The organism is Microcoleus sp. AT8-B5 (assembly GCF_036705565.1).
Classification (GTDB): Bacteria; Cyanobacteriota; Cyanobacteriia; order Cyanobacteriales; family Microcoleaceae; genus Microcoleus.
In genome coordinates this window covers 101,975-126,987 of sequence record NZ_JAUBUY010000007.1, presented here as the reverse complement: position 1 = coordinate 126,987, position 25,013 = coordinate 101,975, and the positions used below count along the sequence as shown (strand labels likewise).

At 45.8% G+C, this 25,013-nt stretch carries 23 protein-coding genes and 1 tRNA gene; 9 read left to right on the top strand and 15 right to left on the bottom strand.

Annotated elements, in window-relative coordinates; translation table 11 throughout:
• Positions 1-3: 3 nt before the first annotated feature.
• Positions 4-576, top strand: a complete 573-nt coding sequence (locus QUB39_RS07440) for a Uma2 family endonuclease (protein WP_333053260.1) — start codon at positions 4-6, stop codon at positions 574-576.
• 128 nt (positions 577-704) lie between these two features.
• On the opposite strand, the gene QUB39_RS07435 is transcribed toward QUB39_RS07440, so the two are convergent.
• The 4 genes from QUB39_RS07435 to QUB39_RS07420 form a co-directional block, all read right to left on the bottom strand.
• Positions 705-1,700: a branched-chain amino acid ABC transporter permease gene (locus QUB39_RS07435; RefSeq protein WP_333053259.1), complete on the bottom strand. Its 996-nt coding sequence runs from the start codon at positions 1,698-1,700 to the stop codon at positions 705-707.
• Positions 1,701-1,991: 291 nt separating this feature from the next.
• On the bottom strand, positions 1,992-3,386 hold the full coding sequence (locus QUB39_RS07430) for a branched-chain amino acid ABC transporter substrate-binding protein (RefSeq protein WP_333053258.1): 1,395 nt from the start codon (positions 3,384-3,386) through the stop codon (positions 1,992-1,994).
• Between the two features lie 745 nt (positions 3,387-4,131).
• On the bottom strand, positions 4,132-5,583 hold the full coding sequence (locus tag QUB39_RS07425; protein WP_333053257.1) for an NAD(P)/FAD-dependent oxidoreductase: 1,452 nt from the start codon (positions 5,581-5,583) through the stop codon (positions 4,132-4,134).
• 127 nt (positions 5,584-5,710) lie between these two features.
• Entirely contained in the window at positions 5,711-6,742 is a 1,032-nt protein-coding gene (locus QUB39_RS07420) for a glycosyltransferase family 2 protein (RefSeq protein WP_333053256.1), read from the bottom strand.
• A gap of 799 nt (positions 6,743-7,541) precedes the next feature.
• Here QUB39_RS07420 and QUB39_RS07415 point away from each other — a divergent pair.
• Complete coding sequence (locus QUB39_RS07415; protein WP_333053255.1) at positions 7,542-7,664, top strand: hypothetical protein; 123 nt, start codon at positions 7,542-7,544, stop codon at positions 7,662-7,664.
• A gap of 21 nt (positions 7,665-7,685) precedes the next feature.
• Entirely contained in the window at positions 7,686-8,054 is a 369-nt protein-coding gene (locus QUB39_RS07410) for a hypothetical protein (protein ID WP_333053254.1), read from the top strand.
• 173 nt (positions 8,055-8,227) lie between these two features.
• On the opposite strand, the gene QUB39_RS07405 is transcribed toward QUB39_RS07410, so the two are convergent.
• The gene (locus tag QUB39_RS07405) at positions 8,228-8,767 is read right to left on the bottom strand and encodes a Dps family protein (RefSeq protein ID WP_333053253.1); all 540 of its coding nucleotides are present in this window, start codon (positions 8,765-8,767) and stop codon (positions 8,228-8,230) included.
• Between QUB39_RS07405 and QUB39_RS07400 the strand changes: the two genes are divergently transcribed.
• The 6 genes from QUB39_RS07400 (at position 8,767) to QUB39_RS07375 (ending at position 16,096) form a co-directional block, all read left to right on the top strand.
• Entirely contained in the window at positions 8,767-9,009 is a 243-nt protein-coding gene (locus QUB39_RS07400) for a hypothetical protein (protein WP_333053252.1), read from the top strand. The two genes, QUB39_RS07405 and QUB39_RS07400, sit on opposite strands and share 1 nt — an antisense overlap.
• A gap of 165 nt (positions 9,010-9,174) precedes the next feature.
• A complete protein-coding gene (locus QUB39_RS07395; protein ID WP_333053251.1) occupies positions 9,175-9,471 on the top strand; it encodes a hypothetical protein in 297 nt (98 codons plus the stop codon).
• Positions 9,472-9,813: 342 nt separating this feature from the next.
• Positions 9,814-10,995, top strand: coding sequence for an RNA-guided endonuclease TnpB family protein (locus QUB39_RS07390; protein WP_333053250.1), 1,182 nt, complete (start codon positions 9,814-9,816; stop codon positions 10,993-10,995).
• A gap of 67 nt (positions 10,996-11,062) precedes the next feature.
• Positions 11,063-12,244: a heterocyst differentiation protein HetZ gene (gene hetZ / locus QUB39_RS07385; RefSeq protein WP_333053249.1), complete on the top strand. Its 1,182-nt coding sequence runs from the start codon at positions 11,063-11,065 to the stop codon at positions 12,242-12,244.
• Complete coding sequence (locus tag QUB39_RS07380) at positions 12,237-13,307, top strand: hypothetical protein (RefSeq protein WP_333053248.1); 1,071 nt, start codon at positions 12,237-12,239, stop codon at positions 13,305-13,307. Before hetZ ends, QUB39_RS07380 begins: the two co-directional genes overlap by 8 nt.
• 425 nt (positions 13,308-13,732) lie before the next feature.
• The gene (locus QUB39_RS07375) at positions 13,733-16,096 is read left to right on the top strand and encodes a DUF3488 and DUF4129 domain-containing transglutaminase family protein (protein WP_333232204.1); all 2,364 of its coding nucleotides are present in this window, start codon (positions 13,733-13,735) and stop codon (positions 16,094-16,096) included.
• Positions 16,097-16,501: 405 nt separating this feature from the next.
• Here QUB39_RS07375 and QUB39_RS07370 read toward each other — a convergent pair whose 3' ends face one another.
• The 10 genes from QUB39_RS07370 to QUB39_RS07330 form a co-directional block, all read right to left on the bottom strand.
• A complete protein-coding gene (locus QUB39_RS07370) occupies positions 16,502-16,864 on the bottom strand; it encodes a DUF5615 family PIN-like protein (protein ID WP_333053246.1) in 363 nt (120 codons plus the stop codon).
• A 3-nt stretch (positions 16,865-16,867) separates the two neighbouring features.
• Positions 16,868-17,230, bottom strand: coding sequence for a DUF433 domain-containing protein (locus QUB39_RS07365; RefSeq protein ID WP_445243027.1), 363 nt, complete (start codon positions 17,228-17,230; stop codon positions 16,868-16,870).
• A 224-nt stretch (positions 17,231-17,454) separates the two neighbouring features.
• Positions 17,455-17,536 (bottom strand) — tRNA-Leu (locus QUB39_RS07360).
• Positions 17,537-17,854: 318 nt separating this feature from the next.
• Positions 17,855-18,565, bottom strand: coding sequence for a peptidoglycan-binding protein (locus QUB39_RS07355; RefSeq protein ID WP_333232202.1), 711 nt, complete (start codon positions 18,563-18,565; stop codon positions 17,855-17,857).
• Positions 18,566-19,322: 757 nt separating this feature from the next.
• Positions 19,323-20,024, bottom strand: coding sequence for a glycosyltransferase (locus QUB39_RS07350; protein ID WP_445299462.1), 702 nt, complete (start codon positions 20,022-20,024; stop codon positions 19,323-19,325).
• Between the two features lie 33 nt (positions 20,025-20,057).
• Positions 20,058-20,207 carry a hypothetical protein gene (locus QUB39_RS30540; RefSeq protein WP_445299463.1) on the bottom strand — a complete coding sequence of 50 codons (150 nt, stop codon included), beginning with the start codon at positions 20,205-20,207 and terminating at the stop codon, positions 20,058-20,060.
• A 285-nt stretch (positions 20,208-20,492) separates the two neighbouring features.
• On the bottom strand, positions 20,493-22,016 hold the full coding sequence (locus QUB39_RS07345) for a carboxypeptidase M32 (protein WP_333053243.1): 1,524 nt from the start codon (positions 22,014-22,016) through the stop codon (positions 20,493-20,495).
• 79 nt (positions 22,017-22,095) lie between these two features.
• On the bottom strand, positions 22,096-23,298 hold the full coding sequence (locus QUB39_RS07340) for a tetratricopeptide repeat protein (protein WP_333232200.1): 1,203 nt from the start codon (positions 23,296-23,298) through the stop codon (positions 22,096-22,098).
• Positions 23,299-23,711: 413 nt separating this feature from the next.
• Positions 23,712-24,434 (bottom strand): Uma2 family endonuclease, encoded by a 723-nt coding sequence (locus tag QUB39_RS07335; protein ID WP_333208324.1) that lies wholly within the window; start codon positions 24,432-24,434, stop codon positions 23,712-23,714.
• Positions 24,435-24,639: 205 nt separating this feature from the next.
• The coding region (locus QUB39_RS07330; RefSeq protein WP_333240449.1) for a TPR end-of-group domain-containing protein at positions 24,640-25,013 on the bottom strand (374 nt) is incomplete at its 5' end.

Genomic DNA, 25,013 nt, shown 5'->3' with positions numbered 1-25,013 from the left:
TATATGGTACAAGCACCTCAAAAAACTATCACCCTCGACGAGTTTTTGCAACTCCCAGAAACCAAACCCGCTAGCGAATACATCAAAGGTGCGATCGTCCAAAAACCTATGCCACAAGGAAAACACAGCAAACTACAAGGAAGACTCGTAACAGTCACCAACGACATCGCAGAGAAACCGCAAATTGCCCTAGCCCTACCAGAACTTCGCTGCACCTTTGGCGGACGTTCTATTGTGCCCGATGTCGCCATTTTTGTTTGGAATCGCATTCCCCTAGACGCTGACGGCGAAATTGCCAATACATTTAATGCTCACCCAGACTGGACAATAGAAATTTTGTCCCCAGCCCAAAGCCAAACCAAAGTCACAAACAATATTTTGCACTGTTTGAATGCCGGTTGTCAGATGGGTTGGTTGCTCGATCCCGATGAAAAAAACATTTTAGCTTATCCCGCAAGGCAGCAGCCTATTTCCTTGCAAGAACCAACAGATATACTTCCGGTTCCCAAATTCATGCCGGAAATGCAGTTGACTTTAGGCGAAGTTTTTAGCTGGCTCAAACCAGGGAATATTTAAAAGGTAAAACTAAAACGTAAAACGATCTCGCTTTTAGTTCCCCAACTTATATGAAAAATCTGGGAGATGCCTGTGCTGTTTTTTCATGTCTACTTAAATATCTCTTGCGATTATTTAAACCCAAAATTTCAAACCTTCTCCTGAACATTTTCGCCCAACAAACCCCCAGGCCGAAAAGCCAAAATCACCACCAAAACCCCAAACACCCAAGCATTAGTCCAGCGGCTCGATAAATACTGGTCGCTCAAAGACGAAAGCAACCCAATCAAAACGCCTCCCAACATCGCCCCGACAATATTGCCAATTCCCCCCAAAACCGCCGCCGTAAAAGCCCTCAAACCAGCCGTAAACCCCATCGTAAACACAATAGTATTGTTGTACAAACCAACCAGAATCCCAGCCGAACCCGCCAAAGCTCCCCCAATCAAAAAAGTCAGAGCAATAATCTGATCGACATTAATCCCCATAATTTTAGCAGCATCGCGACTTTGAGCAGTTGCCCGCATCGCCTTTCCCAGACGAGTGTATTGCACAAACACATGAAGCAAAACCATCAATACCACCGCCACTACCAACACAATTAAATCCTTGGTAGTAAATACAATACTCGTTTGAATTCCCAAAGCTTTAAAAATATCAACTCGCGGCAACAAATCGGGAAAGCTTTTCGGCGCAGCAGAATTAGAACCCATCACTGGAATAAAAGCTTTCAATCCTCCCCAAAACAGCCCCATATTTTGGAAAATAAAAGAAACTCCAATTGCCGAAATTAAAGGAGCCAAACGGGGAGCATTTCGCAAAGGTCGATAAGCATACTTTTCCACAACAATATTGAGTCCAGCACAAAAAACCGAACATACAATTAAAGCAACTAACATCACCGGTATAGCAATACCTAAAGGTGCGCCATCTTGAATCCCAAAAGCCCCGAACACGGTTAGGGAAGCAAAAGCGCCCAACATATACAAATCGCCATGAGCAAAATTGATTAACTCAATAATGCCATAAACCATAGTGTAACCCAAAGCAATAATTGCAATCAGCGCGCCGTTGACCAGACCAACTAATAATTGTTGGATAAAAACTTCAGGATTGCTGACTATTTCTCCAACGATTTTTGGCAAATCAAATCCTGCGATAGGACCTAATAGCAAAACTATATAAACTACACCTAGATATAAGAGAATACTTTTCCAGTTTTTCATGTTTTTGAGTAATTGGGAATTGGGAATTGGGAATTGGGAATCGAGAATTGGGAATTAGGAATTAGGAATTGGGAATTGGGCATGGGACATTGGAGGGAGAAGGAAAAAGGCATAATTTTTTATGATCCCTTCTTCCTTCTTCCTTCTTTCCGATATCCGTTACATCCGTTATAAAATCCGTTGCCGAACTTCCCTCTTCCTTCTGATTAATTATTCCGTCTTGAGCGCATTCACGAACTCCCACTTGCCACCTTTAACAACATTTCCTGACATTGTAGTCAAGCTCGTGTCGCCGTTGGTGTCAAAACTCCAAGTGCCGAGTACCCCGTTAAAATCTTTAGTTGCCAAGACAGCTTCGCGGATAGCAGCGCGGTCATTTTTGCAAACTTTATTAATTGCGCCGATCGCAACTTTAGCAGCTTCATAGGCGTAAGCTGCATAAGCTTCCGGTTCAGCATTATATTTTGCCTTGTAACTTTCGTACCACTTCGCGCCCGCACCAGTCAATTCTTGAGGAGGCAAGCCGCCAAAAGTAGCGTAAACTCCTTCGGCATCTTTGCCCGCCGCGTCAATTAAAGCTTGCTCTTTAATGCCGTCGGGCCCCATGAATTTAACTGCATCAGCCGCCATCCCAACATTTCTCATGTCTTTAATTATTTGTCCGGCGTTGCTTTGAGTAGTGCCACCGAAGTAAATCAGGTCTGGATTTAAAGCTTTGATCTTATTCATTAACGCCTTATAGTCGCTAGCTTTAATATCAATTCCCTCTCTTCCGAGGACTTGAATTCCCAACTTTTTAGCAGTGGCTTCAAAAACATCAGCGATGCCTTTGCCGTAGAGTTCTTGGTCGTCGAGAATGTAGACTTTTTGTACGCCCAAAGATTTCGCCCAGTTGCCAGCTACAGCCCCTTGAAGGTCGTCAGCGGGGACAACGCGGGTGAAATTACGAGTGCCTGTGGGATAATAAACGTTAGGTTCTTTGGCTTCGCCTTTTCCTGGTTTAGTCAGTCCCGGATAAGTGTTGGCCGGACTGATCATGACGATGTTAGCTTGGTTGAGCACGGGAATGGAAAGTTTGGCGGCACCGGAGTTATAGTGACCGATGACGGCAACTACCGAAGCGTCAGCGACGGCTTTGTTGGAGTTCGAGGTTACTTGGGCCGGGTCCCATTTGCCGGCGGCGGCGGTGGCGTCATCGAAAACTTCGTATTGGATTTGGATTTTGCCGTCGCAAGCTTTGGAGTTGGTTTCGGCGAGGGCTTGTTGGATGCCGTTGACCATTGTTTGAGCTTGACCCAAGGCGCTGCCTGTCATGGGCAGCATGGAGACAATTTTGACAGTATTTGGGTCTCCGGGGCTGCTGACTGCGACGGGAGTGGCTGCGGGACTGGTTCCGGGGCTGCCTCCGGGAGTTGTGGCGGTGGGTGCTTCAGGATTTTGACAGCTAGCGCACAGAGAGGCTATTCCGGCGGCAAAAAGTAATTTCCGCAATCCTACGACGCCGAGATTGTGTGTTGAGTTGATTTTTGGGGGTGTGGCACTTTTGCCGCCTGACTTCTGGGAAAAGTTCATAGGTTGGTTCGTTTGTTGGTTGCGTCTTAGCATATTTCCACTCTCTAAGTCTGTAAGTCAAGAGTTAGCACAGATTTTCAAGTTTTACCAATAAATTGGGTCTAAAGCCCCGTCCTTCTAGGACGGCTTTAATTAATTATCAACTTTTGTTAATTGTTTTCTTGAACTTTCTTGCATTGTGTTCATTGTAGAGTAGAATAACTATACTACAGGTAGAATAACCGCCGATACACATGAGACACCACGCTCAAACGATAGGTCGGAAAACAATAATGGTTAGTGGGTGGCGAAAACCACGAAAAACATAGCTGGGCTAACTAATGCAAGCCAAAATCAGAGACTAAACTTTTTATTTCTAAAATGTACTGTGGGGCACACAGAAACAAGAGAAGCAATTCTCGAAAGCTTGGGGAGACAAACCCTCGCGAGGCTATCTAAATTAAGCTCGATATTTGGTTCTTTTGAACGGATACCAGGTTTAAACACTGCCGCAAGGATAGATAGTTTTAAGGTATGTCGCAGAACCAAGAATCCCCTCGCCTTCAGGCAGGGGAGTGTCAAGTGAACTCTTAAAGATACACCGCTGCAACAAGCTTTTTCTCTCGTTCCCGTGAACTTCCTGGGAAGGCGTACCAGCCCAGGAAATGAGGCAGAGCCTCGGTCAATGGGTTTCCAGGAGCTTCCGGGGAACCAGTTAAAACCTGTTCAACCAGTTAAAAACTAAAAGGGAAAGGAAAATACAGATTTCCTTTCCCTTTCTCAACCCTCCAGCGTCAAATCAGCTTGATTGCGAAATCAAATCCGAATCCTTTTTTTCTTTTGAGCGATCGACACTAAAATCTTCATAGTACGATCGCTCAGTATTCACATCCCACAAATCGTGCTTTTCGCCGAGAATATTTCTCACAGCCAGCATCCCCGTCAGCATGGAATGGTCTTGGTTGTTGTATCGGTGCATACCGTTTCGCCCGATCGTCTGCAAATTCTCAAATCCCTTCAAAAAACTTTCAAGTACCTGCAAGTGTCCTCGATATTCCCCATCATAAACTGGATAAGCTTTAAGTTGCCGTATGACAACTCCATCTTGCACCTCAGCAGTTGTTGCTAACCCCAAACCAACCAACTCGCGAGTTGCTAATTCGACAAGTTCCGCGTCCGACATTTCCCAAATCTCGTCGCCTACGCTACAGAAATATTCCATTCCTAAACAACTTTTGCTGACATCAGGAACTAAAGCAGCGCTCCAATTCTTAAAGTTTTGAATTCGTCCAACTTTGACTTCGGGAGAGTGAATGTAAATCCAGTTGTCAGGAAACAAATCCTTGCGATCGACAATCAGCGCTACAATCAAAAAATCTCGATATTTGAGCGATCGCGCGGCGTGCAACACCTCTTCGGGGGGCTGCGGTTTCATTCTTGCTACCAGCGCCGATATCGGCATACTTGTAATGAAATTATCCGCCGAATATTGAACTAATTCTCCGTTTTGCTCCGCAGTAATACTTTTAATCTTATTACCTTCACGCTCAAAGCTAATCACTTTAGTATCGAGATAAACTTTGCCCTCTTTATTCTCCACAGCTTCCGCGAACTTTTCCCACATCATCCCCGGCCCCAAAGCCGGATAATCAAACTCTTTGATTAATGTTTTAGTGTCGTTGCTGCCAAACAAAGCATTAATAATTGCTGTCGTCAGCGACAATCCTTTAATCCGCTGCGCCGCCCAATCTGCTTGAATTTCCGAACAAGGAATGCCCCAAACTTTTTCAGTGTAAGTCTTAAAAAATGTTTTATACAAGCGTTCCCCAAAACGATTGATAACCCATTGTTCAAAAGTTTTTTCTTCCGTAAGTGGCCAAATTCTCACTTTCAGATAACTCAAAATAATCAGCGTACTCTCAATTATGCCCAAATTAAAGAGAGTATTGAAGGCACTAATCGGATAGTTGAAAAATTTACCTCGATAAAAAATTCGCGACAATCGTGGCACTTTAATAAACTCATTTCCCAGTACCTCTTGCCACAACTGCTGCACGGCTTCAACTTTAGTATAAAAGCGGTGGCCGCCAATGTCGAAACGATAGCCTTTGTAGGTTTCTGTGCGAGCTATTCCCCCAACTTTATCACCTTTTTCTAGTACAACAGGGATGATGCCTTCCTTGACTAGCTCGTAGGCAGCAGTCAAGCCCGCAGGGCCTGCACCGACGATCGCAACCGGATAATGTTTCACTCAGCCTACCTCCAGCTTTTTTATCGAACCATACAATTATTTATAACTTGTCCAAGTTACAGATGCACCCGTGAATACCCTGAGAACCTATTGAGCTACCTGATTTTGAAGGACAATTTGCCTTGATTTATTGAGCGGATACTGGCAAGCTAACTTTGCCAGTCACAGGCTTTTTTTGGTATAAGTAGCGACCCGTGCCGATCGCGAATGCCAGTCCGCTGTAAAAGTAGAAAAGCCAGTGCCACGGAATAGTTTTCAGGGCAAATAGGATACCGTGTTTACGGTGAAAAAATCGGTAAAGCGGTGCATTAATTGCTACCAGCGGTATTGCCAGCAAACCAGCCAGTAGCAGAAAGCTCACCGACCAGCAGGTTCCCAAAGTTGCCAGCAGGACTGCATAAGTTAAAATCACGCTGATGCGGTTTGAAACTTGCAAGTTGAGGTCGTTATTCAATTTGCGATCGCGCCAAATCAGTTCTGTCCAAGGCAGCGCTCGGTAGAAAAAGTCAGCTTTCACCATACCCATAGGCTTCCACCGCTTTAAATGCTTCACCTGCAATGTTTTGCACAGCCGAATGTTATAACCTGCTTGTTTCAAACGGTAGCCGAACTCAATATCTTCGATCGAAGCTTGGCGGTAACTCTCATTAAAGCCACCCATTTGCAAAAAAATTTCCCGACGAATCACTCCGCAAGCGCCCCAAAAAGTCGAAGCTTCTTCGTTACCTGTTTGGTGCACGTAGTGGTGCAGCAAGTTCCTGTACTGCGATAGAAAATCAGGATCTCCGGGAGCATCGTCGTAAGAGCCGATGAAAGCAGCTAAGTAGGGATTATTTTTGAACACCGATATCGCATAGCCCACAGCTTCTGGACAAACAGCGACATCAGCATCCACAAAAAACAGAATATCTCCCTTTGCAGCCTGGGCACCCAAATTCCTGGCCCGCGCTGGCCCTCCGCATTCGGGAATCCTGATCACTTTGGCGCCGAATTCCTGGGCTAGACGCCAAGAACCGTCGCTTTCACCATCTGCTACTACAATAATCTCGATCGGCCTGGGCACAGTTTGAGCCAGTTTTGACAAACAGGTGCGGAAGTAAGAGCCCCCGTTGTGGACTGGGATAATAACGGATACAGTGGGGTCGGCGGTAGAAATCATTACCTAAATTGTTTAAATTGCAGGGGCTAAAATTTGCTGGAATTTTATGGGTGCTACTTTACAAAGGGTAAAATCAGCTCTACTTTTTTATTTATAACTCGATTTTTGTTGATCTTCAACTATATTTTTTGCTGGTATTCTCGATTTAATTTTCCCCATTCTTACTTCTATTTTACGCCATCTCTTGCTGAGAGTGACCTGATGTAGACAACACCTTTACAAAATCTTTAAATATATCATTGTTTGTGTAAACTTCGGAAAAAGCCCCTGCAGCATTTTGGTGTGGCTGTGTTGCCATACACAAGACTTTGATTTTATAAGTAGGCACACCGTATAAAATCCAACATCGTTTATACGGATACCCACGAACTGTCAGGACTTGCGCGGTACAATTTCTTTTACAGACCTCATCCGCGAGTGACTGCTGCCCCAAGTCTCGATCGCGACTGCGGACTCAATGCACACTTTATGACTTTTGGCAATATAATTTAAATATACGTCTTAAAATTTCCGACACTGTACGATCGAGCTTTGGTAATTTGCTAATATACTCTTAGCTAGTTCCCTTTGAACCAAAACTTTTACATAAACAAGTTTTTATATTACATGAAAACCTTCCAAAACACTTTAAATCAGCCCTTAGTTTCAGTCATCATACCAGCTTAGGAATGAGAATTAAATAACTTAGAATGCGTGATGGTTCTTGTGGGATGGGCCTGAAAGCCCGTCCAGAAAGGGGGGCGGGACGCCCAACCCACTTTCATTGTGTAAATTATTTAATTTGCGCTCCTATGCAGCAATGGCAAAATCTCACTCTTTAATTATGGCAGATATCCGGCAGCAACATCCCGAAATTCCCAGCAGCATTTATCGCTGCTATAGCAGCAACTTTTACATTTACTTAGGATCGCGAATTAAATAACTTACAATTTTAATTATTATTGTGGGATGGGCGTCCCGCCCGTCCCACTTTCAAGAGTGGAAGTTATTTAATTCTCATTCCTTAGCTGTCAAAAGCAACCGCAGTGGCAATCACCGGAGTACATTATCTTGGCTGTATCGATCGTTCAAAGAAGATTTATCAATGGCACTTTTGCGCCATAATTTGTATCTGCTGTCAATAGAAAGTATATTAAAAATAATAGTTACAGCGCCAACTGAAGCTGGGTTAGAGTTAAAAAAAGCATCAGAATCGAGTGAAGGGAGGACAGTTGCTAGGACTGAGGCGCGAACGAAAGCTCACAGAATGTTGCCATCGCAGGTATACGAAAGAATGCGATTCAATAGTTTAGGAAATCGAAAATCTACATAAACCCAAAATTGAAAAACCCGGTTTTTTGAAGAAACCGGGTTTTTGAGGAAGCTAGAGGGCGTTTAATTCTGCCTGGTTGGTCGATCAAGAATGAGGAAAGAGGGTTAAATAAAAAAATCTAAATTTTCCATTCTTCCTTCTTACTTCTTCCTTCTTCCTTCTACTTAATCTCTCTAAGCGTGAGAAGCTGTAGCAGTTTGAGCTTGCGGCTGCTTACCATCTGGCGCAAGGGATTCCCCTTCAATAAACGAGCGCAACATCCAAGCCATTTGCTCGTGCTGTTCCATCAAACCCGTCAAAAAGTCTGCGGTTCCGTCATCCTTAAACTCTTCACCGCACTGTTCTACGTGTTTGCGGAGATTGCGAATAATCAGTTCGTGGTCATCAACTAAACGCGCTACCATTTCCGTAGCCAAAGGCAAATCGCCGATATGTTCTTTAATCGAGCCATACTTCAGAAAACCCTCAGCAGTACCAATTGGATAGCCACCTAAAGTTCTCACCCGTTCAGCCATAGCATCGATATTTAGTGTTAACGCCTGATAGTGTTCTTCCCACAACTGGTGGAGCGATCGAAACTGCGGGCCCACTACATCCCAGTGATACTTTTTGGTTTTGATTAACAGCAGATAAGCATCTGCCAAGTCGTGATTCAATAGTTCGATAACGCCTGCACGTTGCTCGTCAGATAGACCTATGTTTAACTTACGCATTGAAAATTGTTCCTTCAAATCTAACTTTACTATTAGAACAAATTTCGCCCGTCACTTACATCAACCCAGAGGACGATCGAAGACGATCGCACTTTAGTAAAATATCTGCTTTTCAGGTTAAAGTAATTGCAATATTGATACCTTTAGATAGATGCACTCAAACTTATTGTTCCGAAGCGCCTTTGTTTGGCGATCACACCGATTGGGCGGCAGGTGAGTCCCCGCTCAATCCCGCTATATAAAAAGGCTGCACTCTGATTGTTAATAAAAATTAAGGAATTTATGCCGAAGGTAACGAACATCACACACACTTAATTGTGCGGGCGGGTTTAAATGACGGCATAACGGACTTGCAATTAAATATCACCCCATTATATCCTAGAAGGCTAGGAAACAGATTTTCGGACATGAGCGGTTCTGATCTGTGTGATTGGGATGCTACAAATGATATTGACTCAAACCCTTCAATCCACGTTCAAGGATGCTGCCAAGAAACAGACGGGCGATCGCCGTCGAAACTTTATGGCAAAAGTGGCGGAAGACCCAGATCAAATACAGCCGTGAAACCCTTTGTCCCATCTAGTAGACGCCGGGAGAAGTTGTGTGCTAGCTTCACCTTCAGGAACACTTGCTGCTGTGACCACCACACCACTAAGCCGAAGGTATCAACCGCAGTGCCGCGTTTTGGGCCCGCAGGTGCATGAAGGCTTTGTCAAACCAGACCCTCTGATGAACCATCGTTGCAGTGACAATTGTTGAAACCTGGTTTTTGGCGGATGGCGTGTCAGGACAGATTAAAAAAAAGCAGTCCTCAGCGTTTGCAGCGAGGAGGAGATCGAGGGCATTACAGTTTTTCCTATGTGGGGAATACGGGCTAAAGTAGCCGTAGGAAAGATTGATCCATACTTTTACTAACTGTGCTACTTTCATCAGAAATTTGGGTTTGAAACCCCGTCCTTCTAGGACGGCTTTACATGAATTTTTGTTAATACCTACCATTTCACCCAAGACGTGCTAGTATGTGAAATGGTGTACTTAAAATAAGTATGACACTAAAAGCCTTCAGCTATCGATTCTACCCAACGCCGGAACAAGAAAGTTTGTTGCGACGTACTTTGGGTTGTGTTCGTTTGGTCTACAACCGTGCTTTAGCCACAAGAACTGAAGCTTGGTACGAAGAACAGAAACGGGTAGGCTATGCTGAGACTTCTTCAATGTTAACCGAATGGAAGAAAACAGAAGAGTTGAATTTTCTCAATGAAGTTAGCTGTGTGCCATTGCAGCAATGTTTGAGACATTTACAAACGGCTTATACCAACTTTTTTGATGGGCGGGCCAAATATCCTAACTTCAAAAAGAAACGCAATGGTGGTAGTGCAGAATTTACCAAGTCAGCATTTAAGTTCAGAGATGGACAAGTCTACCTAGCAAAAAGCACACAAGCGTTACCAATTCGCTGGAGCCGGACACTACCTGATGGTGCAACACCATCAACCTTAAGCGTGAAGCTTGCACCATCAGGTAGGTGGTCAGTTTCTCTGTTGGTGAATGTTGAAATTGAAGCATTACCTCAGTCAGGCAGTCAAGTTGGTATCGACCTGGGAGTTACAAGCTTGCTCACTCTAAGCACTGGCGAAAAGATTGCCAATCCCAAAGGATTCAAGGCAAAATATCGCCAACTTAGAAAAGCGCAAAAATCTTTAAGTCGCAAGCAAAAAGGGTCAAACAACCGTCACAAAGCACGGCTTAAAGTAGCGAAAGTGCATCAAGAAATCACTGATGCAAGGAAAGATAGTCTTCACAAGTTAACAACGCGGTTGGTGTGTGAAAACCAAACCATCGCCGTAGAAGACTTAGCTGTGAAGAATATGGTTAAAAATCCCAAACTGGCCCTAGCTATAAGTGATGCAAGTTGGGGGGAATTAGTCGGACAACTTGAATACAAGTGTAAGTGGTACAGCCGTACTTTAATTAAGATCGATCGCTGGTTTCCGAGTTCTAAACGGTGTGGCAATTGCGGACACATCGTTGACAAGATGCCGTTAAATATCCGGGAATGGGATTGTCCTAATTGCGACACTCACCATGACCGAGATATTAATGCGGCAAAAAATATTTTGGCGGCAGGGCTTGCCGTGTCAGTCTGTGGAGCGACCGTAAGACCAGAACAGAGTAAATCTGTTAAGGCTGGTGCGAAATCCCCGTCAGGGACGGAAGCAGAAACCTAAGTCGTGAGTCTTAGGAATCCCCGTGCGTTTACGCCGGGGTGGATGTCAATGTTAGCTGTAAACCATCATGCGGGAAATCTGCCAGAGCGTGGAAACCATATTTGAACGGCTGTTAGACGAACTCAAAAAGTCCACTCGCGCGTCTGAGCAGAACTGCCAAGATGTAGCAGGGCGACTCGCAGCAGAAGTCAACAGGATATGCACTGAAAGCCAGCGGATTCAATCCTCTGGAGATATAGAAGGTTCAGCCCAGACCCTCGCTCAGCACCGCTTGCAACAATGCCTCCACTATTACAATTTAGGCTCCGGGCCCGGTAGAGTAGAATTGCACAGTACCCTCAGCGCGATCGTCTATCGCTACATCACCCCTCCGCAGGTGCAGTCTAGCTATCAGGCGCGAGTAGAACTGATCAAAGATTTTTTGCAAGGATTTTATCTGGAAGCTTTAAAGGCATTCCGGCGGGAAACCCAACTACCCGTCACCTACAGTCCCCGCACTCGCTTAGAACTAGCAGAGTACATGGCCTTTGTAGAGCGCTTCGGCAAGCGGCGCATTCCTTTACCTCGGAACCGCAGCCAGCAACTAATTATTTTACGGGCCCAAACCTTTTCCCAGCAGCAGCCGAAAGAAACCTCCGTAGATATGGAACAAGCCGCCGAGGGAGGGGCTTCAGATTCCGACCAAACTTGGAACGACACCTCGGTGTACTCAGTGCGGGAAGCGATGGCCGGACAGGGTTCGGCGGCAATTCGCCCCCAAGGCGACGAGTCAGAATCTCTGCGGCAAAACGTGATTGACGAATTAGTGGGTTACTTAAAAGAGCGCAATCAACAAGACTGCGCCGATTACTTCGTGCTGCGCTTGCAAGACTTGCCGACTAATGAAATAGAGTCGCTTCTGGGCATAACTCCCCGCCAAAGAGACTATTTACAGCAGCGCTTCAAGTACCATTTGCTCAGGTTCGCCATGTCGCACCGCTGGGAACTCGTTCACCAGTGGCTGGAAGCAGACTTAGATCGCAATTTGGGTTTGCTGCCTTCTCAGTGGCAGGCGTTTGGCGAGCAAATTGGCCCAGAGGGACAGCGTTTGCTAAAGTTGAAACAACAGGGTCTGTCAGAGTCAGCGATCGCCCAAACCCTGGGTAGCACGGTAGCCCAGGTACAGAAGCGGTGGTTTAAATTGCTGGAACTTGCGTGGGAATTGCGAAATCGTTCAGATTCCGGAGAAGGGGCATCTAGTGATGAATAACGAAACGAACAGGGATGCAGAGGCTTTCGATCGCCATTTTTTAGACTGGATATTGCAGGCGCCGATCGCGAATGCCTCTAGCGAAGATGAGGAAAACCTCAATCCATCCCCTCGCTCACAAGAGTGGGGCGACACAGAAGACAATTCCGGGGTGGAATACTGGGAATGGGACGAACCAGACCCGCTGGACTATCAAGTGGGGGCGCACAGCAATGCACCCGCACAACCGCTGACAATTGGAGAAATACCGACCGTGCAAGACCGTTTTCAGACCTTGTTAAAAGAAAGGCTTAGAGCCGAAATTGAATCTAACCCGCCGCTGTTCCCCTGGGAAACAGAATTCAAAAGCTACGACCACGATTACCCAGACGATGTAGCCCCGCAATGGGTTCCCCCCCTACACCTCTGGACTCCCCAACTACAAAATATCAGGTGGGGCCGCCTGCCAATTCCGATCGCCCAAGGGGTTTTTGCTCAACTGCTAGAACCTTGTCAGGAATTGGTAATGTCGTCGCTGCGGCAAGGATCGAAGTTAGTTCGCGCTGTAGATGGCTTATTTCCGGGCCAGTCTCAGGAACTCAACGAGTTAGCTGGTTTAGTGCTCCGAGGTTCTTTGCGGGGACTTCTAGATTTAGAAGATTTCCCGAATTACGAAGCAGCGAGTACCGATCAACAAATGGTGCTGTCGCTGTTGGCAGCCAAGGAAATCATTGAGTCTCTAACTCTCGATTGTCCTGTAAATCAGCCACCGGTTTCGCGGGAGTGGCTGACTGGTTTGGGTGCGCTGACTCTGGAGGCTCAATATCTGTCGAACCGCAACAGAGAACAGCCAATGCCGTGTTTAAGAGTTGAGTGCCAATTTCCGGGGGCAGGAAGTTTGGAACTCAAGGGAGGAGATGCCGAAGCAACTGCACATCGTCCGAATTCCGGGCATTTAAGTGTGGAGTTGTTTGACCCGCAACCTAACAAGACTTATGCTCTAGAAGTTCGATTCCAAAACTTCGATACCAGACCTTTGATGTTTGCTATTCGTCCAATTTGGACAGGACAAGATAGCAACTAGAAAGGTATAATTAGAGTAAAGAATTTAGCTTTTTACTCTGTGGTTTGACCTCACACAAAACAGATGCAATCCCTCGAGTTCGGTCGTAGAAAGCAAAAAAAAATTAGATATTAGTTCAAGCCCTCAGATTCATCTGTGGAGTAAATCTAAAATCTAATGACAGAGGAATAAGATTTGGAGATTAGTTAAAACCCAGATTAATCTGTGGATTCAATCTAAAATCCAAAATCTAAAATGGTTTGACCGAGAAATAAGGTTTAGATATTAGTTAAAACCCAGATTAATCTGTGGGTTCAATCTAAAATCTAAAATCTAAAATGGTTTGACCGAGAAATAAGGTTTAGATATTAGGTAAAATCCAGATTTATCTGTGGATTCAATCTAAAATCTAAAATCTAAAATCTAAAATAGTTGGATGGGTGCACATGACAACTGATAACCTGCGAAATATACCTGTGTTGGGTAAGCTGTGGGAGCAGATTGAGGCCATGCCTCCGCCGGTGATTGAGGATTCTTTGCTGCTGCGAATCCTAGTTCAGTTGTTGGTAATTGTGGGGATTGTAGCTACTGACGTTGCTGCTGAAGAAGCCCTGAACCTGTGGGCTGTGCCTGTTAGTATTGTGGGAGCAACTTGGAGTTGGTACCGCCGCCGCGATCGCAATGTAGCTGCTAAGTTCTGCATAGCTATTGGAATGCTGGTGGCGCTGTTCGCTTTTTTTAGCCGCTTGGTGGGAGAATTGAATGATACGCGGTTAGTTTTGGCGCAACTGTTAATCCAACTTCAAGTGCTGCACAGTTTCGATTTGCCCCGCCGCAAGGATTTGGGCTATTCGATGGTAATCGGGCTAATTTTGTTAGGGGTAGCAGCGACTCTCAGCCAAACCTTGACTTTTGCGCCGCTATTGTTGGTGTTTTTGGCTTTAGCGCTTCCGACTTTGGTTTTGGATTATCGATCGCGCTTGGGATTTTTGAAGCCAGAAGCCATTGGCGAAAAAGCACAAGGTAAAGGGAAAAATGATAGCCTGTCGCTATTTGCGGCTACTTTATCCCCAAAGTATTTTGCTTGGCTGCTACTGATAACTGTCGGGTTGGGGCTGACTATTTTTGCGTTTTTGCCACGCCTCCCTGGCTATCAGTTGCGGACTTTTCCGGTGAGTGCTCCTATTGAATATCAGGGGGAGTTTGACGAGCGCAGCATTCTGAATCCAGGGTATGTTAGAGGGGGAAATGAAAAAGGAACTGGCGGAGGAACGGGGAGAAACCCAGACTCTGGGCCAGGAGAGGTAGACTCTACTTTTTATTACGGTTTCAACCAGCGCATCAATCAAAATTTGCGGGGGGAAATGAAACCAGAAGTGGTGATGCGGGTGCGATCGCAGGCTGCGGGTTTTTGGCGGGTATTAGGCTTTGACAAATACACCGGTCAGGGTTGGGAAATTTCTCGCAACGAACAAGCTCAAAAGCTTACTCGGCCTAGGTGGTCTTATCAATTTTATCTGAATCCTTTTCCCAATGCGCCTCGGACTCAAGAGGTGATTCAAAGTTATACTATTGTCGCTCAGTTGCCGAATTTGATTCCAGCTTTAAACAAGCCGAAGGAGCTTTATTTTCCGAGTCCAGAGGTGGCGATTGATGCGGAGGGGGGTTTGCGAGCGCCTGCGGCATTGGGAGAGGGTGTGACTTATACGGTGATTTCTAATGTGCCTTTTCGCGATCGCTCTTTGTTAGGTAAAACTGGTACTGATTACCCGAAAAATATTCGCAAGTTTTATTTGGATGTACCCCCGGAAATTGCCCAAAAGGTGCGCGAAAAAACTGAAGAAATCTTGGCGGCAAGAACTAGAGTATCTCAGTCGGAAAGACCGATAGATTCTCCTTACGAAAAAGCTTTGTATTTGGCTCAATATTTAAAGCAAAATCCGAATTACAAAATTGAAAAAGCTTTGCCTTACTTAGAAGAAGGTGAAGATTTAGTCCAGGCTTTTCTGTTTGGCTACAAAAACACCCAGGGCGGCAAAAAAGTTACAGGGGGATATCCAGACCACTTTTCGACGGTACTGACAATTATGCTGAGATCGATCGGGATTCCGGCGCGACTGGCGGGCGGCTTCGATACGGGGGAATTTAACCCGTTTACTGGTTACTACGTTGTGAAAAATACCGACGCTTTTTTGATGACGGAGGTATATTTTCCCAATCACGGCTGGTTTGGTTTTAATCCGATTCCCGGTTATCCGCTGATTCCGGCTTCGGTGGAAGACAACCAGACTTTTAGTGCGCTGGAATCGTTTTGGAAGTGGATCGCGGGTTGGCTACCGACTCCTCTCAGAAGCGGGCTGGATTCAGTTATAGGTTTTCTAATTGGCTGGATAACTTTGATTGTGGGCTGGTTTCTGGGACAGTTTGCTAGGGGTTGGGTGGGGTTATTTACTGGTTTGATTGCTGCGATCGCCTTTGGCTTTATTGGCTGGTTAATTTGGCAACTGTGGCGCAAGTGGCGCCACCGCCGCTGGCTGGCGAAGTTGCCGCCGGTGGAGGGGGTTTATCAGGAAATGTTGAAGGATTTGGCGAGTAGGGGTTTTGCCAAGCAGAAAGCTCAAACGCCTTTGGAGTATGCTGAGGCTATGCGCGGTAATCATGCAACTGATGAAGCTGAGGTGATTGATGAAGTTTCGCAAGCTTACGTGCGCTGGAAGTATGGCGGCGAAGCGGGTAATTTGAACCAGTTGCGGCAGTTGGTGGAAAATTTGAGGCGATCGCACTTGAAGAAACTCAAAAAGTTAAGATAAAAATCGGCGAGGGAAATTGCTTCTCCACAAATAGGAGTTACGGAGAAAAACCCAAGAAACCGGGTTTTTCCGGTTTCTACGGCTGCATGGCGTCTTCTGGGCAAAAACCCGGTTTCTGGCCACCCGCGCATCATCTGATTGCGATCGCAAAATTTCACTCTTAATACAGCCTCACGCTTTCAATCATCGGTTTGATGAGCAACAATGAGGCGATCGATTTCTTGGTGGTGGCGATCGTAATAAGCTGTGGAGCATTTAAACCAGTAACGAGGCTAGTAGGGTGCGTCAGCTAGAACCCTTACGCTGAAACGGAAAACCTTAGATGCTGACGCACCTTACGCAAGCCCTTTAAATGCCGAACAGCTTAACGCCAAGCATTCTCTAGATCGCGATCGGAGTGTGGATTTATGTTAAGGGGAGATGAATGATTCGGTCTTGGTATTCGTTATCAAACGAACCATCAACAATCAAAATCAATTCCTCAATATTTTGCCCAATACTTAAATCCTGATTCAAAACGAAAATCCCTGGAATATGACAACCTTTAGCCAGATGATCTACCAAATGCACGGGCATTGACTTGCGATTATTTGTCACCAAAATAAAGCTATGCTCCTCACACCACACCAAAATCTCCGGATCGAGGGTGCTTTTTGGGGGTGTACCAATTTCACCCACTGCCCAAACTACTAAATCGGGGCGTTTCCGGCGAAGCTGTGTAGCATAAATGGGCGTAACATTCTCATCCATCAAATATTTAAGTGCCATTCCTCAAGCACCCTGGATCGCGGTTTGCCTTTCCCGTTCAGCTTTCAATTTTCGCAATCTTTCTGCTGCAGGATGGGGATTTGCTGCTTGCATTTTTCGCTGCTGATGCGACCACTCCAACCAATCTTGCAAATATCTACTTACTGATTCTTGATTTTGTAAATAATACAAAATAGTCGTATAAACTTCTGCTAAACTGAGAGAGGGATAGAGTTGCTGAATTTCTTCTGGGGTGCGTTCCCGATAAATATACTCATACAGTACCGTCTCAATCCCGATGCGATGTCCTTTAATACGAATATCATCCGGTGCTAAGAAATCAAAATACTCATTAAGTCCCATATCTAAACTTCCTGTTTTAGCCATCTACTATTCTACTCGTGATCGGGAATCCCTTGATTCGCCCGATCGGCATCATCAGAAGTTAAAACATCACAGTCAAGGGTACGCAAATGCTCGAACATTGCGATGATCGCACAGAGTGTTTGAATCGACCGCCTTACTCGCAAGAGTCAGCGAAACATGAGCAAAAAACGGGATTCTTGGTTCCATGAACCTCCAACCCTTGATTTATAAAGTATTAGATAGTATGCGGATAAAAGGACTTGAACCTTCACTCCTCTCGGAACCAGAACCTAAATCTGGCGCGTCTGCCAATTCCGCCATATCCGCATTTTGACATTTAAATACTATAGCACACAACAGAGCGATCGGTCAAGCGATTTTAGATTTTAGATTTTGGATTTTAGATTGAATACGGCGACCTACTGATAAATCCGCAGGCTGATGACCCCATAGCTCGATCGCCCAACATCGATTTTAGATTTTAGATTTTAGATTTTAGATTGAAGAAAGCGACCCACTGATAAATCCGCAGGCTGATGACCAAATTGCTCGATCGCTCAACATCGAGAAACCCGGTCATTTTGGGACACCGGGTTCAATCATGAGTTATCGCCACAGCAATTTTCCGTATTTTTCACTCGTCGCTTACTTTTGGCCCAGCGCCTTCCAGGTTGTGTCGTCCACCATGCCGCTAGCGGTCAAACCCTTATTCTCCTGAAAGCTCTTGACAGCCGTAGCAGTGCGAGCGCCAAAAATGCCGTCGATCGGGCCCGGATCGTAACCCTGCATTTCCAAACGCACCTGTAGCGTCTTCACCTTGGAACCGACAGCGCCTTTATTCAGAAGAGTTGGAGGATTGCCGGCAACAGCAGCATTGCTCAGAGTTGGAGCATTGCTCTGCACAGTTTCAGAAGCTGATGCCGGATCTGCTGCTAAAGCTGTCCAAGTTTCTTTATCCACAATGCCATCTGCGTTCAAACCCTTAGACTGCTGAAAAGCACGAACCGCCGATGTAGTGCGAGAGCCATAGGTACCGTCGATCGTCCCCACCTTGAAACTGTGCACCTGCAAGCGCTGCTGTATGGCTGCAACTTCTGGCCCGTCAGCACCCGCCGAGATAGTTTTTTCCTTTCTGACTGGCGCCTGCTCGCCCGCGTAAAAAGGCTTGTTAAACATATCTGCTTTGGACTTTCCCTCCGGCGATGCTGACGAACCCGGCTCGGCGGGAGCCGTAAAGTCTCTGCGGTACTCTTCCTGCACCAAGGGTTCGGAGTCAAAAGCAGCAATTGCCTTTCGGGTTAAGCCGGGAGCGAGCAGAGCAATCAAGCTGAAAATCGTAACAGTAGTCACACGCATAAATTTCATCCTGTTGGTAAGGTTTGACAAGGTTTCCCTGTTTTCATGTTTCTAAATCTAATTGTATTACCCGGACAGCTTTCTGAGACATATAGCAGAAGCAAGAAGGAAGAATGACTTTCGACTTCGCGATCGGGTAACAAGAAGTCCGAGGGAAGGGGTAATAGACCGCATTGGTTTAGGCCATTAAGAAAGTTCTAAGCGTCTGGCGCGGTTGCTATATCTGCCCCGGTCTCTAGAATTTCGGCAATGGGGAAACCACCATTCAGAAGTTGCGAGTTGGAAGTTACCTGTTAGAAGTAGGAGCCGGTTCGCACTATTCCTAATAAAGCCGATTGATTCCGAGATGTTTCGTTACCAAAGCCCATATTTTCGTATAAACCACATCTTTTAGCCTCAGTCTTATGGTACAAAGTCGGCAGTCATTCACAAATCTTGACAGGCGTATTTTGTACAAAGTTGATCTATGAAAGGCGAAGTTTTTTCCTTTAATCTCCCCGTAATATCAATTTCGGTTGTATCTGAGATGTTGCACCATTCTCAATTACTTGCTTAGGAACAGGCTTTTCGGCCTGTTCCACAATAAAATTCATCTCTTGTGGAACAGGCCGAAAAGCCTGTTTTTGAGAATAGTACAACATCTCAGTTGTATCGGAATTATTAAACCCCTCTTGACGCAGAGGATACAGAGAAAGGGAAGAGAGAGAGGAATAATTCCGATACCAACGGATTTGATATAAAAAGCAAAACTCGCGACTTATCGGTTAGCGTGTTCTGCCAATAAAGCCTTCGCTTTCGGCTTGTAAATGAGATAAAACAGCGATTCTATGTAACGGAGCATATCTTCGCGGTTTTCCTTGGACGAGTAGTTCCAGAAACCGTAAGTCCGCGCCAGCGTCAGCAGCTTGGTAGTGTGAATTTTCCAGGTATAGGTGCTGTAAACTCGGTCAATTCCTCGCGTTGAAATTTTATACCAATAGTTGGGATTGTGTTCGCATTTCGATAAAAAGTCGAGAATTTTTTGGGCAGTCTCCTGGTGGTTGGTCGGGTTGATATAAAACCCATTTACGCCATCTTGAATGATTTCCAGCGGGCCGCCAAACTGCGTCCCGAAAGTGGGAATCCCGGTAATCATTGCTTCGAGAATTGTCAAGCCGAAAGCTTCAAATAATGCTGGCTGAACAAATATACCTTGGGTGTCGGCGATTACCCGGTAGATTTCGCCGGACAGGCTTTTGGAAAGCCTCACTCCCAGCCAGCGAATTTTACCGTGAAGGTTGTATTGGTCGATAATTGCGTAGAGTTTTTTAATTTCTTCTGCTTCTTCGTAGTCTTCGGTTTCTTCGACCCGCAGTTTGCCAGCTACTAGAATTAAGTTGCATTTTTCTTGCAATTCCTGGCTTTTTCCGAACAATTCTGCTAAGCCGGTCAGGTTTTTAATGCGATCGAGCCGGGCCATCGAAAATAAAGGGCGCTTGTGCGGATCGTCGAGTTATCCAAAGACTTGTTCGGGGTCTTCTAGAGTAAACAGCAGTTCGCCCGGCCGATCGCGATCGCCTTGCACCCGGTCTTCTATCCGCGTGTAGGGAAAGTAGACACTTTCGTTGACTCCCGGCGGCACTACGTTGAATTTAGGGAAGATTGATAAAACTGTTCGGGCTTTTCCTATTTGGTGCAGTAGGCAACAAAAGTGTTAACTATATCGTTTCGCAGCAAATATTTGTTGCCCAAAGCGCGTCAATTGCTGGCAAACTGAGGCAAGTCGGATTTTTTGTCGCTGGCCATAACAGCCTGAAACAGTTCTGATATAGGTAGCCGCTTAATTTTATATCTTCTTTGAGATTCGCTCTAAGGGGGGGCGATACAAGTTAGTATCGCCTGTTTTTTTTAGGTAATTTAAAAGCCTGCAATTTTACATTGCTATCCCTCAAATGACATAAAATTCCCCGTATTTGTGGCGAATGTAGCGGATAAAGGGATCGATAGTTAAAGGTGAACCGGTAACGCGATCGATCAATTCGACAGCGGTGTATTTACGGCCGTGCTGGTAGATGTTTTGTTTTAGCCAGTTGTGGAGTACGCTAAAATTGCCCCGTTCTATTTCTACGGGAATTTCAGGATTGAGTTTTACTGCTGTTTCGTAGAATTGGGCGCTCATCAAGTTGCCGAGGGTGTAACCTTGGAACATTCCGCCGATCGTACCAACATACCAGTGAACATCTTGCATCGCGCCTTCGCTGTCTGTGGCGGGGACAACGCCGATGTCGGTTCTATAGCGTTCGTTCCAGGCTTCAGGGAGGTCTCGGACTGCTAGTTTTCCCTCTACCATTGCCAATTCTAGGTCAAAGCGGATGGCGACGTGGAGGTTGTAGGTTACTTCGTCGGCATCGGTGCGGATGAGCGATCGCGAGACTTTGTTAATGGCCCGGTAAAATGCGTCAGTGGATACGTGTCCCAACTGTCGCAAAAATATGCCTTGGAGTTGCGGGTAGAAACATTCCCAAAAACCGCGGCTGCGCCCGACCATATTTTCCCAAAGTCGCGATTGACTTTCGTGGACGCCGGAGGAAATGCCACCTGCCAGAAGGGTACCTTCAAATTCCGGGGAATTTCCGAGTTCGTAGAGGGCGTGTCCGGCTTCGTGGATGCTGCTGAACAAAGCTTGATCCAAGTGGTCTTCATAGACGCGGGTGGTAATTCGCACGTCGTCTATGGAGAAGTTGGTCATGAACGGGTGCAGGGTGGTGTCTTGCCGTCCCCGTTGGAAGTCGTACCCCATGCGTTCTACGACTTTACGAGTGAATTCTAGTTGCTGGGATTCTGGGAAGTCTTGGTGCAAGCAGGAGTCGTCGGCGGGAGGTTGCGAGGTGATGGCTTCGACTATCGGCACTAATTCTTGACGCAGTTTGGCGAAAAGCGGGCGCAACAGCGATACTTTCATGCCGTAGTCGCTACGATCGATCAAAGGATCGGCAATGTGTTCGTAGCCGGGAAAAAAATCGGCGTATTGCCTGCTTAATTCTAGGGTTTTTTCGAGATACGGCTCAACGGCTGCGAAGTTGTTGGCTGCCCTGGCCGCGGCCCAAGCTTCGTAGCAGTCGGCTTGGTGGCGGCAGAGTGCGGACATGAAGGTTGCGGGGACTCTGGAGGCGCGATCGTAGTCTCTGCGGGCGATGCGGATCAGGCTGGCTGCGGTGGAGTCGTAGGGCAGGGTTTGTTCGTAGAAACGCAAGTCTTCTAGGAGTTCACCTATTTTTGGATCTGTAAATTTTTCGTGGGATATTTGTTTGAGAGTAGCCAACTGGCGGCCTCTGGCATTTGCACCTTTGGCCGGCATATAAGTTGATTGATCCCAATGCAGCAGCGACGAGGCTGATTCGATGTCGTTAACTTCTCTGAGGTGGGCTGCCAGTTGAGCGAATTTTGCTTGAGTTTTGTCTAGGGTTTGCATGATGGGGGTTTATGGTGCTGTTTTGCCTACAAAGGTTGCAGTGCGGCATCCGTATCCATCAATCATAGCTACCCTGAAATCAAGCTAAAAACCGCACTTCTTCCCGTATTGTACGCAATTTAGAGTCATTTTTGCACAATTTCCGGTATTTATGCGGATTGAGTTCGATCGCCTTGGATAAGTTTTCGATCGCCAGCCGGATGCTGGTAGCTACAAGTTCGGGGCTGTTTGTGAGCTCGCCTGCTTCTTTTTCCATGGCGTAAATGCAAGCTTTTTGATAGTAAAGGTTTGGATCGTCGGGTGTGAGTGCGATGATTTTATCGTAGGAGGCGATCGCTTCGGCAAATCGTTGAATTTTTTTGAGGGCGATGGCGCGGTTGTACCAGGCTTCGGTGTTGTCTGGCTGCAACTCTACGGTTTTGTCCCAAGAGGCGACTGCTTCATCAAAGCGTTGTAAGTTGGCGAAGGCTAAGCCACGGTTGTAAAAGGTTTCGCTGTCGTTTGGGTGGAGTGCGATGGCTTTGTCCCAGGATGCGATCGCTGATTCAAATTGTCCCATTTGTGCGATCGCCCTGCCGCGTTTGTTCCAAGCTTCGGCGGAATTCGGCCGCAGTTGCAGGGTTTTGTCGTAGGAGGCGACGGCTTCCGGGTAGAGTTTTTCATCGGCTAGGGCTAAGCCGCGGTTGTACCAGGCTTGATGCAAGTCTGGTTTGAGTTCGATCGCTTTGTCGTAAGAAGTTATCGCGGCTGTATTTTGGTCTGATTTTCTCAGGGCAAATGCTTTGTTGTACCAAGCTTCGCAGTAGTCTGGTTTGATGGCTATAGCTTTCTCGTAGGAGGCTATCGCTTCTGATAATTTTTCTAAGCTGACGAGGGTGTTGCCGCGGTTCGTCCAAGCTTCGGGGTAGCTGGGGTTGAGTGCGATCGCCTTTTCGTAGGATGCGATCGCTTCTGAGAGTCTGTTGAGCTTCCGCAAAACGTTGGCTCGATTGTACCACGCTTGGGGATTGTTTGGTTTGATTTTTAGGGATTGGTTGTAGGCTGCGATCGCTTCTTCTAGCTGGCCCAATTTTTTGAGGGCTACGCCTTGGTTGTACCAGGCTTCATAAAATGTTGGTTCAAGTTCGATCGCTTCTTCCCAGGATTCGATCGCAGCTTGAAAGCGTCCCATTGCTTCTAGGGCGTTGCCGCGTTCGTACCAGGTTTGAGCCTTTTGGGTGTTGACTGCTATGGATTTTTCCCCTGAGTCGATCGGCTTTTCTATGCTGGCTAATTTTTGCAAGGGGTTTCACCTCATTATTTTCTGTCTAATTGATTCTTTTCTTTTTTATATGCGATCTTTTTCGCCTTTGAGTGCTTTCGATCGATCCTATTTGGTTATTTATGGCAATTTTACAGGAATTTGGGGACTTTTTCAATTTTTTTTATTATAATTCTAGAGCTGGGATTGGTAGGTATAGATTAATACTATTTTTTTGAGCTGACCGAAACCATCCAGGATACAAGGCCCCGAATTTATCCGTGGGGTCAATGCTAAAATCTAAAATCTAAAATCTAAAATCCAAAATCGATTGACTGCGTAGAAAATAGGAAAGGGCGATCGGGCTGACAGGATTACGTTAAAAGCACAAATAACCGCGATCGCCACAAACGACATTTTTCAAACAAACCGGGCTTCTGAGCATTTATTCGGGGTTAAATGCTATCTGGATCGATGTTCAATTCGCGCAATTTAGCTGCTAAACGTTGAGCAATTTGATTTGCTTGTTCGGCCCTTTGATCTGCTTGTTCGGCTCTTTGATTGGCTTGTTCGGCTCTTTGAGACTCTTGTTGTAGGCGCTGACGATCTAATAACCTCTCTTCTTCTAATTCCGCATAGGAAAGAAACTTTTCTCCATTAGGTCGATAAATTTCTAACCCATCTTCTACCAACTCAAATCGCACACCTAATCTCGGACTAATCCATCCCTCCATAGGCTCAATAACTTCTAAATTTCCCTCAATTCTTTGCCAACCTTCCAACTCATTTCTTTGTGGATCGTAAAGGTAATACTCCTCAACTCCATAACGCTGGTAAAATGAAAGTTTTTTATTCATTTTAGTATTGCTGTCGTTATGGGATCGAATCTCAAAAACGACTTGAGGGCCAATATTATCCTCTCGATATTGTATGTAGGAAAGGCGATCGCCCTTTGGCCTCCCAAATATCACCATCGTATCAGGTGCTTGAGAAATTTCCGGTTTCCCCTCAACTGGATACCACAGTAAATCGGCAGCAACAAAAATGTTTGGGTCATCTTTAAACAGCGATTCGCAACCTTCTTTGATTTTGACAATTAATTCGTATTGAATTGTGCTTTCTGCCATTGGTTGACCGTCGCTGGAAGGATAAATGATTTCTTGGGTTGTGACTTGCATAGTCGTTGTCTCCGAGAAGTATCTAAGTTTAATTGTACTATTTATTCAGATAACCAGGCGGTTGAAACCGCATCTACACAAACAATCTCCGCCTACGCGGACTAAGAAATAGTGTGTATTTGTGATGCTGTAGGGGCGGGTTCGCCAACAATTTCTGCCAATAACTAACAACCTCATAAACCCGCCCCCACCAAACGACAAATCTCTATCCTTGAATCAAGGTTTGAAATTGAGGGTGCGATCTAATGCTGTCAAAATCAGAGTCCGTTTTTGCCATTTCTCGCCAATTGTCAGGATTCAGATTGATGGCTTGCTGCAAATTATGAATTGCTTGGTCAATCTGACTGTGTAACGCATAGCAGCAAGCTTTATTATAAAATGCTGGGTGATAATCGGGTTTGAATTCTAAGGCTTTGTCGCAGGAGGCGATCGCTTCTTCCCATCTGCCTAAATTAGCTAGTGCAATGCCCCGATTGTTCCAGGCTTCGTGATAATCGGGTTTTAATTCTAAGGCTTTGTCGAAAGAGGCGATCGCAGCTTCAAGCCTGCCTAAATTACCCAATGCAATGCCCCGATTGT

Coding starts and splice junctions, on each gene's coding strand:
- QUB39_RS07440 (WP_333053260.1), top strand. CDS start 4: ATGGTACAAGCACCTCAAAAAACTATCACCCTCGACGAGTTTTTGCAA.
- QUB39_RS07430 (WP_333053258.1), bottom strand. CDS start 3,386: ATGCTAAGACGCAACCAACAAACGAACCAACCTATGAACTTTTCCCAG.
- QUB39_RS07420 (WP_333053256.1), bottom strand. CDS start 6,742: ATGATTTCTACCGCCGACCCCACTGTATCCGTTATTATCCCAGTCCAC.
- QUB39_RS07415 (WP_333053255.1), top strand. CDS start 7,542: ATGGCAAAATCTCACTCTTTAATTATGGCAGATATCCGGCAGCAACAT.
- QUB39_RS07405 (WP_333053253.1), bottom strand. CDS start 8,767: ATGCGTAAGTTAAACATAGGTCTATCTGACGAGCAACGTGCAGGCGTT.
- QUB39_RS07395 (WP_333053251.1), top strand. CDS start 9,175: ATGAGCGGTTCTGATCTGTGTGATTGGGATGCTACAAATGATATTGAC.
- QUB39_RS07390 (WP_333053250.1), top strand. CDS start 9,814: ATGACACTAAAAGCCTTCAGCTATCGATTCTACCCAACGCCGGAACAA.
- hetZ (WP_333053249.1), top strand. CDS start 11,063: ATGCGGGAAATCTGCCAGAGCGTGGAAACCATATTTGAACGGCTGTTA.
- QUB39_RS07380 (WP_333053248.1), top strand. CDS start 12,237: ATGAATAACGAAACGAACAGGGATGCAGAGGCTTTCGATCGCCATTTT.
- QUB39_RS07375 (WP_333232204.1), top strand. CDS start 13,733: ATGACAACTGATAACCTGCGAAATATACCTGTGTTGGGTAAGCTGTGG.
- QUB39_RS07370 (WP_333053246.1), bottom strand. CDS start 16,864: ATGGCACTTAAATATTTGATGGATGAGAATGTTACGCCCATTTATGCT.
- QUB39_RS07365 (WP_445243027.1), bottom strand. CDS start 17,230: ATGGCTAAAACAGGAAGTTTAGATATGGGACTTAATGAGTATTTTGAT.
- QUB39_RS07355 (WP_333232202.1), bottom strand. CDS start 18,565: ATGCGTGTGACTACTGTTACGATTTTCAGCTTGATTGCTCTGCTCGCT.
- QUB39_RS07350 (WP_445299462.1), bottom strand. CDS start 20,024: ATGGCCCGGCTCGATCGCATTAAAAACCTGACCGGCTTAGCAGAATTG.
- QUB39_RS07345 (WP_333053243.1), bottom strand. CDS start 22,016: ATGCAAACCCTAGACAAAACTCAAGCAAAATTCGCTCAACTGGCAGCC.
- QUB39_RS07335 (WP_333208324.1), bottom strand. CDS start 24,434: ATGCAAGTCACAACCCAAGAAATCATTTATCCTTCCAGCGACGGTCAA.